9 protein-coding genes are annotated in these 18,156 nt (G+C 57.4%); 5 read left to right on the top strand and 4 right to left on the bottom strand.

What is annotated here, in order from left to right; all coding sequences use genetic code 11:
• Window positions 1–2,031, bottom strand: a 2,031-nt coding sequence (locus ACF8AM_RS04715) for a S8 family serine peptidase (protein WP_392554522.1), incomplete at its 3' end; no start/stop codon positions are given.
• A gap of 601 nt (window positions 2,032–2,632) precedes the next feature.
• On the opposite strand from ACF8AM_RS04715, the gene ACF8AM_RS04710 reads away from it, so the two are divergent.
• From ACF8AM_RS04710 to ACF8AM_RS04700, 3 genes are all read left to right on the top strand, one after another.
• Entirely contained in the window at window positions 2,633–7,195 is a 4,563-nt protein-coding gene (locus tag ACF8AM_RS04710) for an Ig-like domain-containing protein (protein ID WP_392554521.1), read from the top strand.
• Between the two features lie 311 nt (window positions 7,196–7,506).
• A complete protein-coding gene (locus ACF8AM_RS04705; protein ID WP_392554520.1) occupies window positions 7,507–9,297 on the top strand; it encodes a hypothetical protein in 1,791 nt (596 codons plus the stop codon).
• 296 nt (window positions 9,298–9,593) lie between these two features.
• Window positions 9,594–10,508, top strand: a complete 915-nt coding sequence (locus ACF8AM_RS04700) for a lactate/malate dehydrogenase family protein (RefSeq protein WP_392554519.1) — start codon at window positions 9,594–9,596, stop codon at window positions 10,506–10,508.
• A 265-nt stretch (window positions 10,509–10,773) separates the two neighbouring features.
• Here ACF8AM_RS04700 and ACF8AM_RS04695 read toward each other — a convergent pair whose 3' ends face one another.
• From ACF8AM_RS04695 to ACF8AM_RS04685, 3 genes are read right to left on the bottom strand one after another with little or no spacing between them, the layout of a single operon-like run.
• Window positions 10,774–11,844, bottom strand: a complete 1,071-nt coding sequence (locus ACF8AM_RS04695; protein ID WP_392554518.1) for a hypothetical protein — start codon at window positions 11,842–11,844, stop codon at window positions 10,774–10,776.
• A complete protein-coding gene (locus ACF8AM_RS04690; RefSeq protein WP_392554517.1) occupies window positions 11,841–13,952 on the bottom strand; it encodes a hypothetical protein in 2,112 nt (703 codons plus the stop codon). The genes ACF8AM_RS04695 and ACF8AM_RS04690 overlap by 4 nt, the downstream gene beginning before the upstream one ends.
• Window positions 13,949–15,445 carry a MotA/TolQ/ExbB proton channel family protein gene (locus ACF8AM_RS04685; RefSeq protein WP_392554516.1) on the bottom strand — a complete coding sequence of 499 codons (1,497 nt, stop codon included), beginning with the start codon at window positions 15,443–15,445 and terminating at the stop codon, window positions 13,949–13,951. The genes ACF8AM_RS04690 and ACF8AM_RS04685 overlap by 4 nt, the downstream gene beginning before the upstream one ends.
• 353 nt (window positions 15,446–15,798) lie before the next feature.
• On the opposite strand from ACF8AM_RS04685, the gene ACF8AM_RS04680 reads away from it, so the two are divergent.
• Together ACF8AM_RS04680 and ACF8AM_RS04675 are read left to right on the top strand one after the other, a co-directional pair.
• A complete protein-coding gene (locus ACF8AM_RS04680) occupies window positions 15,799–16,230 on the top strand; it encodes a hypothetical protein (RefSeq protein ID WP_392554515.1) in 432 nt (143 codons plus the stop codon).
• A 132-nt stretch (window positions 16,231–16,362) separates the two neighbouring features.
• Complete coding sequence (locus ACF8AM_RS04675) at window positions 16,363–18,000, top strand: helix-turn-helix domain-containing protein (RefSeq protein ID WP_392554514.1); 1,638 nt, start codon at window positions 16,363–16,365, stop codon at window positions 17,998–18,000.
• The last annotated feature ends 156 nt before the right edge of the window (window positions 18,001–18,156 follow it).

Genomic DNA, 18,156 nt, shown 5'->3' with positions numbered 1-18,156 from the left:
GTCGTTGCGAAGGGAACTGAATTGCGGCCGAATGACCAAGCGATCGTCGCCGGCGGAGTCATTCAAGTGAGCCGAGTCATTGCCACCGGCCGTCGCGTGAGCGAAAAGTTTGGGAACGTTGTCGACGCGGAACTCAAAGCCAACGCCCGACATGCGAGCGGTTTGGCTGGACGCGGTGAGCACGTCGTCGCCGGTGCTGTCGTACATCGTTGCGAGGTCGAGTCCGCCGCCACCAACGAAGGTGATGTTTTCAAAGCCACGGATTTCGATGACGCCGCCCAAGAAAGTCAAGCGGCTGACCCCGTCTTCATTGGTTGGCGGACGGAGGAGCAACGTCTCGGCTTCGGCGGATCCCATGATGCGAAGGACGTCGCCGCCGGCATCCCCGTCAATGATGATGGTTTCGGTCGTGTCGAGCGTGTAGCTGCCACTCGCATCGGATAGCAAGGTTTCGCCGCTGACGCCGTTGGTGGTTGAGAGCAGACTTCGCAGGTCCAGGACGACTTCATCGGATTCTGACGTGCCCGCGTATCCGCTGAGCAGTGAATTCGTCGGTGTGCTGGGTTCCGGCGTTGGATTGGGTTCCGGCGTCGGATTGGGTTCCGGCGTCGGCGTCGGTTCGGGGGTTGGCTCTGCTGGTGGCGGCGTGGATTCAGAGACCGAGAACGCGAGGGCGGCTTCCAGGTTCAGCGTTTGGTATTGGATGCCGGTCACTGGGTCGGTGTGTTGATCGGCGGTGTTTTGCAATCGAGCAAGAATCGAATCGACGGTGGGCGACAAACCCGCGTCCGTCATGGCTTGGCGAACCAAGACCGACGCACCGGCGATTTGTGGGCTGGCCATGCTGGTGCCACTCAGCAACGTGTAGTCGTTGACGAACCCATCTGCGCCATAAACATGTTCAGGGATGCTGCTCAGAACCGCTTCGCCGCCGGTTGTCAGGATGCCATCTTCTCGTTGTGAAAAACTGCTGAGCACATCGCTCGCATCAACCGATCCAACGCCAACGACGTATTGGCTGGACGCGGGATACATCAAATCATCGGCCGCGTCATGGTCCATCGTGGCAAACGAATTGCCTGCCGCGGCGAAAACCATGATGTCATTTTCGTAAAGCGTCTGGAGCTCGTCTTCCAGCATCGCCATCGCGTCGAATCGATTGTCGTCGGTGAGCATCGTGCCGAGCGACATGTTGACGGTGGTGATTGGGTTTTCGAACGTGTCTTGGTTTTCGATCACCCATTGCAAGGCCGACTCGATCCACTGCAAGTTGCCATTGCCCGAATCATCAAAGACTCGCAGGGCAACCAGGTCGGATTCGGGTGCGAGTCCTTGGAAGGTTTCACCGGAATCCAGGTAGCCGTCTCCTCCGATCAGACCTGCGACGTGGGAACCGTGATACCCGGCCGGAGCATCGTCGTATGGGTCGTTGTCGTTCTCAGCAAAGTCATATCCACCAACCACGCGGTAGCCGGGGCCATAGCCGCCCCCCAGTGCGACATGGTCGTAAGCGATTCCGCTGTCGATGACCGCGATGGTTTGTCCGCTGCCATCCAAGTCGCTGCCCGATGAGTCATCGTTGAGCAGGCCGCCCTCCTCGCGAAGAGTTTCAGCTTGCTCGATCAGGGAACTGGAGGACTGTCCTTCGATGAGGGCGTCAAAATCCGGTCCGGAATCGAATCCTGGGTTCAGGTTGCCTGGATCGCTGCTCTGAGCATTCCCGGCCAGGTCGGGGATCGCGGGACCATCGACCGGGAAATCGTTGGATGCGACTTCGGGGGTGGGAAGAATCGCCGCCGCGATGGGGATCTCGGTCGCTGACGGAGCATCCGCCGTGGGCGCGACCAACTCATGAGCTTCGCAAGACGGCAAGGCCTGCGTTGGGTCTGCCCAATCCGCCAACCAGGCCCCCATCAAGGAAGCCGACAGCGCCAATCGTTCTTCACAGGGCTGGATCGCCGGTGTCGGCAGTTCCAATGCATCGGAATCCGTCGCGCGAGGTGTCGGTAGCGAAGTGGAACGTTCTGACATCAGACAGGTCGGGTGCGGATGGCTGGTATTGAGGTGAGTTTTTGAAGGGTAGGTCACAGAATGTTGTCGGTTTCGGTGAAGGCGAGTTTCCGCGACGTCCAATCCGACCGGGGACAGTTGCAAGCAAGGCGGATTGTGCTGTTGCGAATGCTGGGTTTTCGCGTCGCTTGAACCGTCCGAAGAGAGGGATGATTCATGCCAGGTGCTATGACACGCACAGGCCGCGCAGCCTGGAAGGATGGAGGGGATGGGGGGGATCGAGCCGCGTGTCGTCAATTTTTGATTTTTTGATGAGTCAAATCGGAACTATTTGGCCGCATAATCCGTCCAACCGCGACCAGCCCCACGTTTTTGATCGCTGCACCGAAGCAAAGATTGATAAAGACGGTGGGCTAGGTAAGATGGACCCGCTATTCAAATTTTCGCACCCGCCCAAAGTTTTTGGATTACGCTGGCGGTCCCGACCGTGGAAGCGGTTTGAGGGAACCCGTTCTAACTTTGCGCGGATCGTTGACTTGCCCGTCGATATCGGGGCATTTCGAGGATCGCGAAGAACCATCACATCGACCCAGCCCAACCATTCGAATTGCCGAGAAAACAGATGAAAAATCTGCGTCAACTGCTTCGCAGCGTGAGCCCGTCGTCATCACGAAAGCGAAGCGAAGACCGGTCGCGTGCTAATCGTTCCAACAAGCGTCGACTGCTGAGTGAATCGCTGGAAACTCGACAATTGCTGGCCGGTGACGTCCCCTCGATGGCAGATTCGGCTCCAGAAGCCGAAAGCACTTACGCGGTCGCTCACAACTATTGGCGTGCTTACGACGTCGACAACAACAAGTACGTTACCGCTCTTGACGCTTTGATGGTGATCAATCACCTCAACAGTCGCGGCGAAGGCGAGGCCCTGACCGAAGACGATGAATTCACTGGTTTTGTCGATGTGACCGGTGACAATCGCGTGACGGCCTTGGACGCCTTGAGCGTGATCAACGCTCTGAATCGCGGCGAAGGCGAAGCGGACATGCCATTGGTCGAGTTCGTGTTAGCGGCTCGTAACCTGGATGACACGCTGGTTGACAACACAACGGGAGCAACCGATGTGCTGCCCGACGACAACGTGGAATTGACCTACAACGTCGATGTCAATGAAGTCTTCAAACTGGAAGTTGGTGTCAAAGACCTTCGCTCGCGGATGGAAACCGGTGTTTTTCGTGCCGTGACTGACATCATCGCTGATCAATCGGGCGTTCTGGAGCCAGCCGTCGGTGAGCTGCAGCAGATCGTCTTCGACAACACCATTTTCACTGATGCGGGTGCGAGTGACACGGTCACCTTCTCCTTTGCGGATGATGCCGGGACAACGACCACCAAGAACTTGCTCGATTTCTTAGGCGCTAGCAATGCGGCGACCGAGGCCAATCTGGCGGAAGTGATTGTCGAATTGAGTCCTTTGGTTGATTCGGTCGACGACATCACCATCAATGCGAGCACCGATTCCAGCGGTGGCGGACCCAGCGGTGGCGGTTCGTTCACGTTGGACATCACTTACAGCGGAGCGGATCTGATCAACGTTGATGTTCCTCAACTGCAGGTCAGCGTGCTGTTGTCTGGATCGGCAGGGCCAGTCAATTACGATCAGGTTGATGTCAAAAACGCTGACGGCTCATTCAACAGTGCCCCCATTTTGGCTGCGTTGGAACTGAACAGCCGAAATGCAGACAACACCCAAATCTACGGTAAAAACCGTGTCTTCGGTTCTTTCGAGCTGAATCAAGACTTGGGTGATGGGCCGGTCGATTTGTTCGACGAAATTGGTGCTCTCGGCCCAACGAACAACATTCCGGATGAATTGGGATCCGATTTCGATCCATCTCTCGCCTACGACGTCTTCAGCATTCCCGTCCGTGCGGTCGCACCCACGACGGGATTGGCGGTCAGCTTGGACGTGCCCGATGAAGGCGACAAGGTTCTGATCTACGGAACCGAAGTTGGCAAGGAAAGTGTGCCAGACGACATGATTCAGTTGGACGCGTCTTCGCGATTCATTCTGAATGTGACCGGTTCGGCGTCAGGTCTGACGGCCTCAAACAGCACGCTCAGCCTGACCGAAGACGATCCAGCCACGACGATTGATCTGGCGACATTGAATTCGGGCAATCCTGCTGGAACGACCTATGCGATCTCGTCCGAGACCGAAAACTTGGGTGATTTTGATCTCACAAACGGAGTCGTCACCTACACGCCTGATGCCGACGCTTTCGGAACCGGCGATCAATTGGTTTACACGGCCACCGACGGAACCGACACGGTCACCGGCACCATCGCAGTCACGATCACAGGTGTGAACGACGCACCTGTCTTGGCCGACGACACCGCCACCGTGGAACAGGGTGAGTCGGTTCTGATCGACGTCTTGGCAAATGATTCGGCTGGACCAGGTGAGGACATCGCCGACTTGGTGTTGCAAGATCCTGCGACCACGATCACCACGGTCAACGGCGGAACCGCAATCATCTCCAACGGTGAGATCAGCTACACCGCGGCGGCCGGTTACTCTGGGACCGATTCCTTTTCCTACACCGTTGCAGATGGCGGATTGACCGCAACTGCGAACGTTGTGGTCACGGTCACGAACAGTCAGGTCGGAATCAACGCAGCCGACAAGAGCGTCACGATTGACGAAGACAATGGTGGCGGAACGACCAGCGAAGTCTTGGTCGCTGACCTCAGTGCCGACAATCTGATCACCATCAACACCGGTGGCAGCACCATCACGCTCGACAGTGCCGTCATCTCGACGGGCAACGGCAGCGTCCGAATCGACGATGACCAAATCTTCTTCACGCCTGCTCAAGACGATTTTGGCACGACCACGATCACCTACACCGCCAGCAACGACATCGGCAGTGACACGGGTGTCATCACGGTGAACATCACCGCTGACAACACGGATTTGACCGCCACCAACGATGACTTCGCCGTCAACGAAGGAGCGACGGTCACCTTGGACGTTTTGGCCAATGACTTCGACGGACCGGGCGAAAGCGGTGTGTTGACGATCACTTCGGTGGGCACCCCCAATTTCGGCACGGCAACGATCACGAACGGCGGAACTCGAATCAGCTACACCTCGACCGGTTCGGCGGCCGATGGAGATGACTCGTTCACCTACACCATCAGTGACGGACAGGGTGGTACCGCAACTGCCGTTGTGAACATCGACATTCAAGATGTCTTGGACGCTCCCGTCGCAGCCGATGACTCGGATACGGTTCTGGAAGACTCCGGCACCTTGACCATCGACCTGAACAGTTTGGTGACGTTGGAAGGCAGCGACACGGTCACGTTCAGCAAGGTCAGCGGCACCGACGCGATCGGCACCTCCGCTGTGGCAGCCAACGGGACGTTGACGTTCACTCCTGTTTTGAATGCGAACGGCACCGCGACAATCGTTTACCGTGCGACCAGCACGCAGGGTTCGCAGTTGTCCGATGACGGAACCATCACGATCAACGTGACACCCGTCAACGATGCACCGACCGCGAGTGATCGCAGCGTGACGGTCTTGGAAGACAACAGCATCGACATTGATTTGAGCGGTGATGTTGCGGACGTCGACAGCACCGGTTTGGTCATCACGGTGGCAAGCAATCCTAGCAATGGATCGGCAACTGCCCTGGGCGACGGCGTTATCCGTTACACGCCCAATGCCGACTACAACGGCCCTGACTCGTTCACTTACCAAGTCACCGACGGCGACTTGACGACGACAGCGACGGTGAGCATCACCGTCACCGATGTGATTTCGCCTCCGGTCGCCAACAACGGTTCGTTGTCGGCCACTGAAGATGCCGGAACGGTCACCTTGGATTTGTCGACATTGGTCAACTTGGACGCTGGTGACACCGCGACGATCTCGATCAGCACTCCTGCTACCAACGGCAGTGCGAGTGTCAGCGGCACGTCGGGCGACCTGACCAACTCGACCTTGTCCTACACGCCAGACGCGGACTTCTTCGGAAGTGATTCGCTGGTTTACACGGTCACCAATTCCATGGGGGCGACCGACACTGGAACGATCAGCATCTCGGTGGCAGGCGTCAACGACGATCCAGTTGCCAGCAACGACACTGCGACCACGGTCCGCAACCGTGCGGTGACCATCGACGTGTTGTCGAACGACTCGCTCGGTCCAGACAATGAGAATCAAACCGCAACCGTGACGGTTCCAACTCAGCCTGCTGATGGAACAGTCACCGTCAACGCCGACAACGAATTGGTCTTCACTCCGGACACGGACTTTGTCGGTACGGTAACGATCACCTATCAACTGAGCGATGGTCAGTCGACAGACACGGCGACAGTCGAAGTCACCGTCAATGATTTCAGCCCATCGGTTGTCTCGGGACAATTGTTCGTTGATGCGATCACCAACATTCGGGATGTGATCGACCACGGTGCTGATCCAATCCGCAATGGTGTTCGCGATTCTGGTGAAACCGCCTTGGGTGGTGTCGCAGTCCGCTTGGTGTCACCTGCCAGCGACAATGAGTTGGGCGAAGACATTGACATGGTTGTGCTGACAAACCTGGACGGTGAGTACACGTTCGAGGACATCGCACCGGGCAGCTACCAAGTGATTTACGACCTGCCCAACAATGCAGTTGCCGCCGGCGAAGCGATTGACGGAATCATTCCGATTGAAATCGATTCGGATGGTGGTGCCTCGCCGGTCGGAACATTCGCCTTCGCAAGTTTGGGTGATGCCGGACAAGGCAACAGTTCGATTCTGTCGACCAACACCAACGGCAGCACCGATGTTCCCGATGGAGTCGAAGACGGCGAAGGTGGATTCATTCAGTTCGATAGCAGTGGTGCTCAATCGATGTTCTTGGCCGGAAGTGGCTTCGAAGGGGTTGAGTACGCTGAACTGGCGATGAATCGCACCAACGATGCGGCTTTGTTGACCATCATCGAAGAAGACGGCGACGTTCGAACCGCAAAAGTTGACGGCGATCATCTCCGAGTCAACGCGAACGGAACGTCAGTCCAATTGCTTGGTGGAGTCAATGACTTTGACTTCGAAGACGATCTGGACGATCTGGTCGAGGGGGAATACCCCCGATTCCGTGATGCGATCGACATGATCCTCGGCAACAGCTGAGTTTGATTCGAAAACTTGAACCACCGAAAACCCCGTCAGTTCTACTGGCGGGGTTTTTCGTTGCCTGTACACCGGAATGATCACCTTCCATCCCAACAGAATCCTCACAATCGTTACGGATGACGCGACCGGTGGGCTTTCCAGACTTGATTCGAATTACCTGATCGGAATCAATTTCGATCCCCCCGAGTGCGAGTTATATAAGTTGCGACGTGGAGTTCGACTCGGGCTCCGGCGAAACCAACAGTCCATGCTGATGGGTTCATGTCCGCCATGGCCATCGCTCTTTTCGAATCCCTTGAGGTATCCCTGTGAAGAAGTTGTTCTACTCGTTCGCGATTGCATTGACTGCAATGGCATACGGCACGACCGCCAACGCTCAATGTTGTGGCGCACCTGTCCCCGCACCCGCCTGTGGTGGTTGTGGTGCCGTTGTTTCCGCATCGCCTGCTGAAGGTGCTCCTGTTGCTGAAGCTGCAGCGGCTCCCGCGGCTGTTGCCGAAGGTTGTGGCCCTGCCATGACGACTCAAACCATCATGGTGCCTCAACAGGTCACCGAAAAGCAGATGGTCACTGTGACGGAAATGAAGCAAGAAACGCGTCAACGCAAATACACCGTTGTGAAGTCGGTGCCTCGCACTGAAACTCGCACTCGTACGGTGACCAAGCAAGTTCCTCGCCAAGTCGTGAAGACTGAGGAATACACCGTCATGGTCCCATCGACCAAGACCGAAGAATACAGCGTTCAAGTTCCTGTCACGACCGAAGTCGAGCAGACTTACACCGTGATGGTGCCAAAGAAGAGCACCGTCGAAGAAACTTACACGGTTCAAGTTCCTGTCACGACCGAAGTCGACGTGCCTTACACGGTTCAGGTCCCTTACACCGAAACCAAGACTCGCACGTACACCGTGAACGTTCCTTACACCGAAATGGTTGAAAAGAGCTACTCGGTTTGCGTTCCTGTGACGGAAAACGTCGAGCGTACCTACACCGTTCGTGTGCCTTACACCGAGCAAGTCGAACAAACCTACACCGTTCGCGTTCCTTACACCGAAACCGTTGAGCAGTCCTACACGGTTCAAGTTCCTTACACGGAAACCTTGACCGCTTCGCGTACCGTTTGCAAACGCGTTCCAGTGACGAAGACCCGCACTGTCTGCAAAGACATGGGTAGCTTCCAGTGCGTGACCGAAGAAGTTCCTGCCGGCAACGGTTGTGGTTCGAGCTGTGGCGGATGCGGATCGTGCGGCGGTTGCTCCGACGCATGTGGATGCGGCAACGGATGTGGCAATGCTTGTGGCGGATGCACTCAAACGATCACCAAACGCGTTTGGGTTCCAAACTTGGTGACCGAAGAAGTGCCTTACACCGAGTACGTGACCGAGCGTTCGGAAGAGCCTTACACTTACACCGTGACCAAGTGCCGGACTGAAACTCGCACGCGTCCTGTGACCGTTTGCAAGTATCGCACCGAAACCAAGACTCGCATGGTCAACGTCACCAAGTGCCGCACCGAAACTCGCACTCGCATGGTTCCCGTGACTCGCATGACTCGCGAAGTTCGCACTCGTCAGGTTCCTGTTCGTCGTTGCCGTCAAGAACAACGCACGCAAGAGTACCAAGTCACGAAGTGCCGTGCCGAGCAACGTGTTCGCAAAGAACAACGCACGAGCTACACCAGCGAAACTCGCACTCGTTCGAAAGAAGTTTGCACGATGGTTGCTGAGACTCGCACTCGCATGGTCCCCCAAACGACCATGACGACCGAAGCTCGCACTCGTGAAGTCACCGTCATGGTTCCTGAAACCAAGACTCGTGAGTACACCGTCACCGAGTGTGACACCGTCACCGAAGAAGTCCCTTACACCGTCACCGTGATGGACCAAGTCGAAGAAGAAAAGACCGAAGACTACACCGTTTGCGTGCCAGTCCAAGTTCAAAAAGAAGTCGAAGTCACCAAGACGATCATGGTTCCTCAAACGGTTGAAGTTCCCGTTTCGAGCGGATGCGGGGCGGCTGCTGGCAACGGCGGAGCTGGTTGTGGCGGATGCAGCGGATGTGGCTCGGCCGCACCGGTTGCTTCAGGCTGTGGCTGCTGAATAGCGACTTTCGACAGATTGTCGAATTGAAAACCACTCGCAGTTTTCTGTGAGTCAGATAGGGGCCAGCAATCTTCGGGTTGCTGGTCTTTTTTCGTTTGCACTTCGTGTTTCTTTTGGCTTCTCTTCACGCAAGGTCAGTCTTCTTCCCCGCATGAAGTTAGAAATCCCGCGATTCGCTCCGTTGGAACCAGACCCAAAGGGCGGGGCATTGCTGATTGCGGGTGGCTTGGTTCGGATACGCCACTTGGCGGCGTTAGAATGAAGCGAACTCGACAACGCAAAGGATGAATCGCATGAAGATCACATTGGTGGGCACGGGAAGGGTTGGGTCCGCGATTGCATTTGGATTGACCATCAATCCTTTGGCTAGCGAACTGTTGTTGCTGAATCGATCACGCGAAAAAGCGGAAGGGGACGCGTTGGATCTGACGCACGCCGCGGCGTTGGTCAACAGCAACATGAAGATCCGGGCCGGTGACATCGCGGATTCGAAGGATTCCGATGTGATCGTGTTCACGGCCTCGGTGCCTTTTCGCTATCCCGGTCAAACGCGTTTGGAAATGGGCCGGGAAAACATGCCGATCCTTCGCGAGTGGATGCCTCCGCTCGCCGAAGCCAGTCCCAACGCGATCATTGTGATGGTCAGCAACCCCGTCGATGCTCTGGCATACGAGACGATTCGGTTGACGGGATTTGATTCCACCCGCGTCATCGGCACAGGTACCTTGGTCGACAGCATTCGCTATCGAGCATTGTTGTCGACGGAGTTGCAAATCCACGCTGAGGACATCCGTGCGTACATCTTGGGTGAACACGGTGATTCCCAATTCGCGGCGTCGTCGGTTGCGATGACGGGCGGGGAACGGTTTTATCCCAGCGACACGTCCCGGCGAATGTTCGAAGAGACCAAGGCGATGGGATACGAAGTGTTTCGCTTGAAAGGGCACACGTCGTACGGGATCGCGATGGCAACGATCACCATTCTTGACAGCATCGTTTATGACCTGCGGCACACCCTGCCGGTCAGTGTGCTCGTCAATGGTTACCTCGGCGTGAAAGACGTTTGCCTTTCTTTGCCAGCCGTCATTGGCCGCGAAGGGATCACTCGCGTGTTGCGACCAACGTTATCGGAGGATGAACAAGCGGCGTTTCGTCACTCCGCTGAGATCGTCAAGCAGACGCTCGTTGACATGGAAAGCGTCAGCTAACCAGGGTGTGCCGTTTGGAAGTGTTGTGCCGACACCTCCTTGAGAACCCCGCCCGTGCAGCGGTCGTGCCCTTTTGTTTTATCCTCCCTTTGGGAAGGTCGGCCCGCTTCGGGCCGGGGAGGGTGACGCGCTGGTTCCGATGCTCGACCCTCCCCTCGCTTCGCGCGACCCTCCCAGGGGGAAGGTGATGAGAAACGCTTGGCAACACAGCAGTTAAATACTGCACCATCTCCGCTGCGTGGGATTCAGCCTCACTGCGTCAGCCTCACTGAGCCTGGGAACGCGAACCGCTGGGGCCGCCCGTGATGGCTCGGTCGGACGGCAAGGGCCGTGCCGCGGTTGCGAATCCGCGTCGATACAGGTGTTCTTTCAAACTTCGAAACGCAGCGAAACTCTCGGGGTAAACCCAAACGGTGATGGTGGTTTTGGCTGGATCGCGACCTGCCAGTTCAACGTCAAGCAATCGGCTGGTCGTGAGGACTTGATCGATCGGCTGACCATGCGGTTCCTCGAGCGGTTCAATGACCATGCCAGCCAGTTGCACCCGAGTCCCCATCGAAGTCTTGCCGCCCTGAGTGACTCGCCCAGAGGATTTGTCCATTGCGTAGTGTGCAACGTAACCGCGAATCGGGCCGACGGCGGAGGTCGAGCGTCCGTCTCGCGAGCCTCGGATGACACGACCGAAGTCATCTTTGATCGCTTTGAGAAGCGGTTCGATTGGAACGACAGACACACGATCGTTCTTCAGTCGCAAATGAATCTCGTCGCCAAAGACGGTCTTGGCCATCGGCGTCGGGAGGTGTTCCACCGCGACGACGGGTGACTCTTGGTTTTCGAGTCGTTCTTTGGTGCCGGCCAAGGCTGCCAGTTCCTCGCTCACCTCACGCATTTCGCGACCAAGTTTCGCGGCCTTGACTTTGGTTTGGTCAAGTTCCTTTTGCTTCTTTTCCCAGGCTTCTTCTGCCAGCGTCACCAGGTCGAGCAAGGCGCCGCGTTCCCGTTTGGCCAATTTCAATTCGGCATCGTAACGCTGGACCATGTGTTCCAAACGCATCGATTCGCGTTGCGCCGAAGCGGCCCGCATTGCGACTTGCGCCAACTGTGAGAGCTGGGCGTCGGTTGCCAGTTTGGGCTTCGGTTGCGGCATGCCTTCCGGGGAAACGAATTCACCAGGCTTTTGAGCGATTTCGTCGGGCGATGTGAGCGCACGCGTGATCCGCTGAGTCTGGGTTCCTAGAACCACCACCAAGATGATCAAAATGCCAACGAGGTTAGCGACGATGTCCAAGAAGGCATCGTGGCCAAGTTCCAGTGTCGTGCGTCTGCGTCGACTCATCGAACCCTCCGCGTGATTTCGACACCGCTGTCGTGCATCAACGTTTGCAATTCATGGAACCGCTGATCGGCATGGGGTGCCACCAACACGTCGAGCCGAGGTTGCCAGCGGCCTCCGGGAAGCGTGGCTCCCCATCCATCGACTCGATCGCGAACGGCGGTGGCCAATTTCATCGTCGCGTTGTAAACGGAATCGTTTTCAAACGGGAACGTGGCGACCACGTCATTGTTTTGTACCAACTCATAGCGGTCGTGGTAACAAACCATCGCGATGGGACGGACGACTTGCGTGCCGTTGATGCCAGCCATCGAACGTGGCAGTGCCCAATCGCGTCCTTCACGGCGGACCATGTTGGAAGCTTGTTGTTGCGACTGCATGTTGACGCTCGGCGGTGGTTGGTTTGCCGAATCGGGAGCCTGACTGGACGACGGAGGCGAAGCCGACGACTGCGAAACAGAGGCGGAGGCAGACTGGCCGCCGCTTGGCTGTTGCATCCCAGCGACCTGTTCGCCATTGACTGGCGAGCTGGAGCCACGGAAGTCGGGATCGGTTTCGTCCGCATCGGATTCACCGTCCGATCCATCGTCCGAAGGATCGTTCATGGACCCTCGGTTTCCTGACGCACCCTGCGTGCCGGACGGCGAATGACTGGTGTTGCCGTTCACGTCATCCAGCAGCGGATTGTCTTTGTGAGCCAAGTAATCGTTCAGGGCATCGGACCGAGAATTGACGGCGCCAAAGCTGGACTGATTCGAACCAGGAATCGGCTCCGCCAAACCGCCTGCGGGCAGAGGAGGACCAGCGTCACGTGGAGCCAAAAATCCGTTGGCTCTCGCCTGGCGATCGAGCGATCGGGCGGACAAGACCGGCAGCGGTTTACGAGGCTTTTGCATGGCCGTTCCGCTTGGATCGCCGAGTGGCGAGTTGGAACCTGCAGGTTGCCCGGCGAACGTGTTGTCGGTGACTTTGCTGCTCGATGGAGCCGACCCGTTGCTTGGTTTGGCGCTGTACCCGTTGGCGTTTGCGAATGGGCCACCCGGCGACGGTTGTGGAGCACCGCCGAGGATGGATCCGCCGCTCAGACTGCCGCGTCCACCGCCGTTGCCACCCGAGCCGGCGCCGCCGATGTATTGGTGGAGATTGCGATTCGCGGCTTCGTGGACTGCCAGTTCAATTTTGGGTTTCAAAACGCGGTCGGCTTGTGGGAACGCCAGGTCGACTTCGGCCGGCACCAATTCGTATCCGTATTGATCGTCCCAATCTTTCATTGCGGCACGTGCGGCGACGAAGGTTTCGATTCCATCAGGCCGGACGATCAACAGCGGGTAGGGCGGAACGGTGTCGCCATAGTTTTGCATCGCATGTTGGCGAACGACTCGAAGAGCCGCGTCCAGCGGATTGCTGCGAGGCGAACCGGATTGGACCCCTGCCAGCAACTGTGTGTAGGTGATGCGAGTGTCTTCGGGCCAAATCGTGACTCCGTTTGCATCGCATTCGGCATAGACCGGTCGGCGAGCGGTGCCATTGGGACCTCGGTGCGGGACGATGACGACGCGTGGTTTGTCACCCGATTTGACTTGTTCGAGTTCCTCGATTTCGCGGCGGAGCGTTTCCATCTCTTCCCGCATCATCACGATGGCTTGCTCGTCGACTTCGATGGCGTCTTCGGGAGTGATCGCGTTGTCGACTTCTTCGCTGAGTTGTTTCAAGCGATCTCGAAGTTTTCGCGTCGCGGTCTGCAGTTGAGTCAATTCATCGCGACGTCGTTCGACTTTGCCGGTTTGCTTTTCACGGTGAGCAACCAATTGTTCGACGCGAAATTGTTCTTCTTCGAGCAGTTGTTGGGCCGAGGCCGCGGTCATGGCCGGAGGTGCGTCGGTGTCTGCCTGTGGATCGGTGGTGTTCCCTGTCGACGGATTTTCCTCGTCGATGGGTTCAGCGGTGGTCGGTGCAACCGGATCGGAGTGCTGAGCAACTTGTGGGACCGAGGTGTCCTGAGCTTTTTCGGCCACCAGAGCCAGCAACAGAATCAAGGTCCCCAGTGTGCAGACGAGCACCGCGAGGAACGGGAACAACGAGGGAGACAGCGAGGCGCGTCGCCGACTCATGCCGCACGCCTTTTGTTGGTGGAATCATCGCGACCGCTCGGCGCGTTCGCGGTGGGCAAACGTTGCGACAAGGAATCGACCGCGCGGGCCAACGTTCGCATCGCGTCGCCCATCACGGGATCCAACTCGACGACCGGAGCTTCTTGGGTCGTGTTCATGCTTTGCTGGGCAGCCAGCGCGGTCATGGCTTCGGTGTGAGTCATCAGCGTGCGTCGATGGGTTTGCACTTCCACGGTGGTGGCGTGCATCGCGTCGTTCCAGGCCTTGGTTTGGTCCAGCAACGTTTGGCTGACCCCGTTGCCGATGGTGTCCAGTCGAGACACGGTGGCTTCGATTCGATCCGCGTGACTGGTCAGTGCCGGTTGCAAAGACGCCTGCATCAATTTGCGGAATTGCTCCGATCCTTCGTTGTGCTGCGTTCTCCAAGAGGCTTGGGCCTCTTCGATGGTTTCCCGCCAGAGTTTGGCCTGGGTCGCCAGCGACTCTTGGACGGCGACTCGAATGCCATCGCACAACTGGGTGACGAGCGCTGTCTGGTTGTCGCCCGCATCATCGCTGGGCAACGCTTCAGAAACCAAATCGCGAACGCGTTGATCAACATTTGCCAAGAGCGTTTGTTGCGAACGTTCGACCGGGAACTGCAAAAAGATCGCTAGCACCGACAGCACCAACCCAAGTGCGGTGGTGTCGAAGGCCACGTACAACCCGCTCTTCAAACGATCGACGGCGGCTGTTCCATCGGTGAAGTCCAAACCGCCAAGCGTTTGCGTGATCCCGATGACCGTGCCTAAAAATCCCAACATAGGAATGGCCCAGACAATGATTCGGATCAGACCGTACGAATCGTGAGCGGCATCCGCATCGCGTTCCGACAACTCACGCAAATCTTGTGGCAGATCGCCGGTCCCGCTGCGATGGGATTGGCGTCCCAAGACTTCGTTCAGGCGACGAACCAGCAGCGAATTTTGGGTGGCGGAAGGAAGTGACCGCAGCGATTTTCGCCAGACGCGAGCGATCGCGCCGGCGTCGTGGGCTTGCAACCAACGTTCGGCCGGCGATGCTGATTCAGCACCACTGGAATGAGTCAGCAGGTCTTCATCCCGCAGCAATTCCAGTTGATGCCGGTCGCGAGCGATCTGGACGGCGCGAACCGCGAGAATCGCGACGGCGACGCAGAACAGGATGGCTGCGGCGATCGCGACGGGGTGACCGAGGAAGTACCGATTCAGCGGAGCCCAATTGACGCCGAACACGACCCCGTAAAACACCGCGGAAAGTGCCAGCCCCAATCCGATCGGACCGACGGAGGTCACGAGTTTCGAGATCATCGAAGGCTCGTCGATGGAAGCTTCCGCTGCGGTGTGCGAACGTGTCGCCCCAACCTGCTTGGTCGCCTGCTTTTCGGCCTTCCATTTCGCCTGAGGCTCCACCGGTTCTCCCCAATGGTCCGCGGGAGAATGCGTGTCGTTGACGTTGAAATCGTGAGGCTTCATCGGACTCCTTCCGGACGGAACGGCGAATCATGGCGCAGAACGGCACTGCCGATCGCACACGCCACGTCGCTAGGATCGACCGTTACAACCGGCGAACTTCATCGAATCCGCATTTTTTAACATTCGGTTTTCGCGACGGTGAGATCGAGCCAGCAACGCTGGTTGAAAACGCTTTGTGGTGAAACGCAGAGGGTAGGTTGTTTGGGCCTCTGCGAGAAAGGTCGATCCGGGGCTCAAGCGAGCGATCTGGACCGCAACCAAGTCGCTGTTCTAGAGTGGGCGTCGAGCTGCGAGGACGCCCCCCAATGCTTCGGAAATCCTTTCCATTTCTGCCTTTTTCTGGAGAAGTCGCTGTGCGTACGAACCTGGTTGCCTCGATGATTTGCGTTGGAATCGGCGTGTTGATCGGGCTGGGGTTGGCCTCGGACTCAGCCGACGACGTTTTCGCTCAGGAATCGCCGGTGATCCGCCAACCCGACGCCGTGGTCGAAGGGGCTCGCCCGCTGGAGGGGAATCCCACGCTCATTCAGGCTCGCCCGGGGCGAGACGTGGGGGCTTCAGGCGAAATAATCGGATTTTCCCATGTGGATGAATCAGGAACGCAAGTAATTAGTTTGGTAAACACAGGAAAACTGTGGATGGCGGTGTATCATGTGGGTCCCGATGGGGAGATCCGGCTGGTGAGCAGCCGCGCCATCGATGCCGATTTTTCATTGGAACTCAACGCGACGGCTCCTTTGCCGAACGACATTCGTCGAATGCATGGGAACGCAAAACCGCGTTGAGGCGGCAATTCTGCATCTGAACGGCCTGTTTCTGTTGGCGATCCGCCACGACGGTCATTAAGATGGGGACAGCAGGGAAGCTATCTCAACACGACACCTTTCGACGCCCTCTTTCCTCATCTCAGCGTTGCCATGGCCTCTTATTTGTCTCTCGAAGACGCCGCCAAACAACTCGGAATTCCCGCCGACAAACTGATTGATCTTCGCAGCCAAGGTCAGGTCCGGGGTTTTCGCGATGGATCTAGCTGGAAGTTCCCCGAGGCAGAGATCGAGCGTCTGAAGGACGAGCTTCCCAACATGTCCGGACTGGGGTCTGGAATCTTAGCTGCCGATGGTGGTGGATCCAAAATCGGTTCCGTGATCGGCGGCGACAACGCGGCCAGTGAAGACAGCGGTTTGGATCTGGATGTCGATTCACTCACCGGCGGTAGCGATGTCAACTTGATTGCCAGCGATTCGGGCGACGGCAGCGATGTGACCATTGTTCCGGGTGCGAAAGCCGATAGCGATGCACCTTTGAAGATCGACCTGGATGAATTGAATTTGTCTGGTTCGGCGCTGTCCCATGACAGTGGAGAATTGAGCTTGGAATCGCCCACGCCCGGACCACAAGTCGGCGATGATAGCGACGAGTTCAACCTGGGAAGCTCATTGGAACTGAATAGCGATTCCGACGATCTGACGTTGGAGCCCGTCAAAGGAACGTCCCCCGATGCTCCCGTCAAAGCTCAGTCCGATCTTTCGGGATTGAGCGGCGAAGACAGCGACGGCGAACTCGACCTGGGCGACATTGGCTCGGATGACCAAGCCAGCAGCCTGGAGCTGATGGGCGACTTGGACATGGACAGCAGCCCCTCGGCGGTGGAATCCAAAAGCAACGCCGGCAGCGATGTCTTGAGCGAATTGGATTTGCTGGCTGGCGATGCAGGCGGAAGCGGATTGCTTTCCGGCAGTGGCGATTTACTGGGCAGTTCCCTCATGTCGGTGGAATCAGGCGGCTCGTCCGGAGTCGATGATGCCTTGGCCGACGACGATGACCTGATCATTGCGGACGATGACGATGACCTGGTTGTCAGCGGTGCAGGCAGTGACATTTCAATCGCCGGCGACAGCGGCATCAACTTGATGAGCCCTTCTGACAGCGGTTTGTCTTTGGAAAGTGAGCCATTGGATTTGGCTGGCAGCAGCATTTCGGCTTTGGACCTGGGAGCGGAACTGAACGAAGGTTCGGGAACCGGGAGCGGTCAAAGCGGCAGCGGCTTGGTTCCCGCCAGCGAAATGGGATCAGGAATCGATTTTAAAGGGGATGATGAATTCCAGTTGTCGGCTTCGGGGATGCAGCTCGAGGGCAACGACGAGAGCGCTTCCCAAGTGATTGAAGTGGTCGATTCCGAAGCGGTGGCAGTCGAAGAAGTCGACTTTGACGCGGCGGATTCTGTCGACGCGTTTGACGAAGCCGGAGACAGTGGTTTCGCAATGGATGATGACGTCGCCGAGGTCGATGCCTTGGGCGATCCAATGGACGACGACGCCGGTTTGATCGACGAAAACGCAGCCGTTGCAGTTGCAGGAGCAGGCGTTCGAGGCGGTTACGAAGTTCCGTTCACGTTGCTTCAAACCGTTGGCTTGTTGCTGATTCTGAGCGTGATGAGCTTGGGCGGAATGTTGATGACCGATTTGGTCCGCAACATGTGGAGCTACGCCGAACCCTCCGCCCCCGTCAGCGCCCTGACCGACATGCTGATCAGCGTCGCCGGCTGGGGAAAGTGAATGCGTTGATGGTCGTCGAGTGACGCCGTTCAGGCGTACGCGAGGGAGGCGGCCGAGCATGGAAAACGGCGCGGATTGCCCTTCCCCGGAAATCTCGCTGTACGCTCGCTTTCCGACCCCTCCTGCTGCAGACGTCGTGCAGCATTTTAAATGCTG

Origin of the sequence: Rhodopirellula sp. JB055 (assembly GCF_043100905.1) — a bacterium.
Lineage (GTDB): Bacteria > Planctomycetota > Planctomycetia > Pirellulales > Pirellulaceae > Rhodopirellula.
This window is presented reverse-complemented; position numbering and strand designations above follow the sequence as displayed.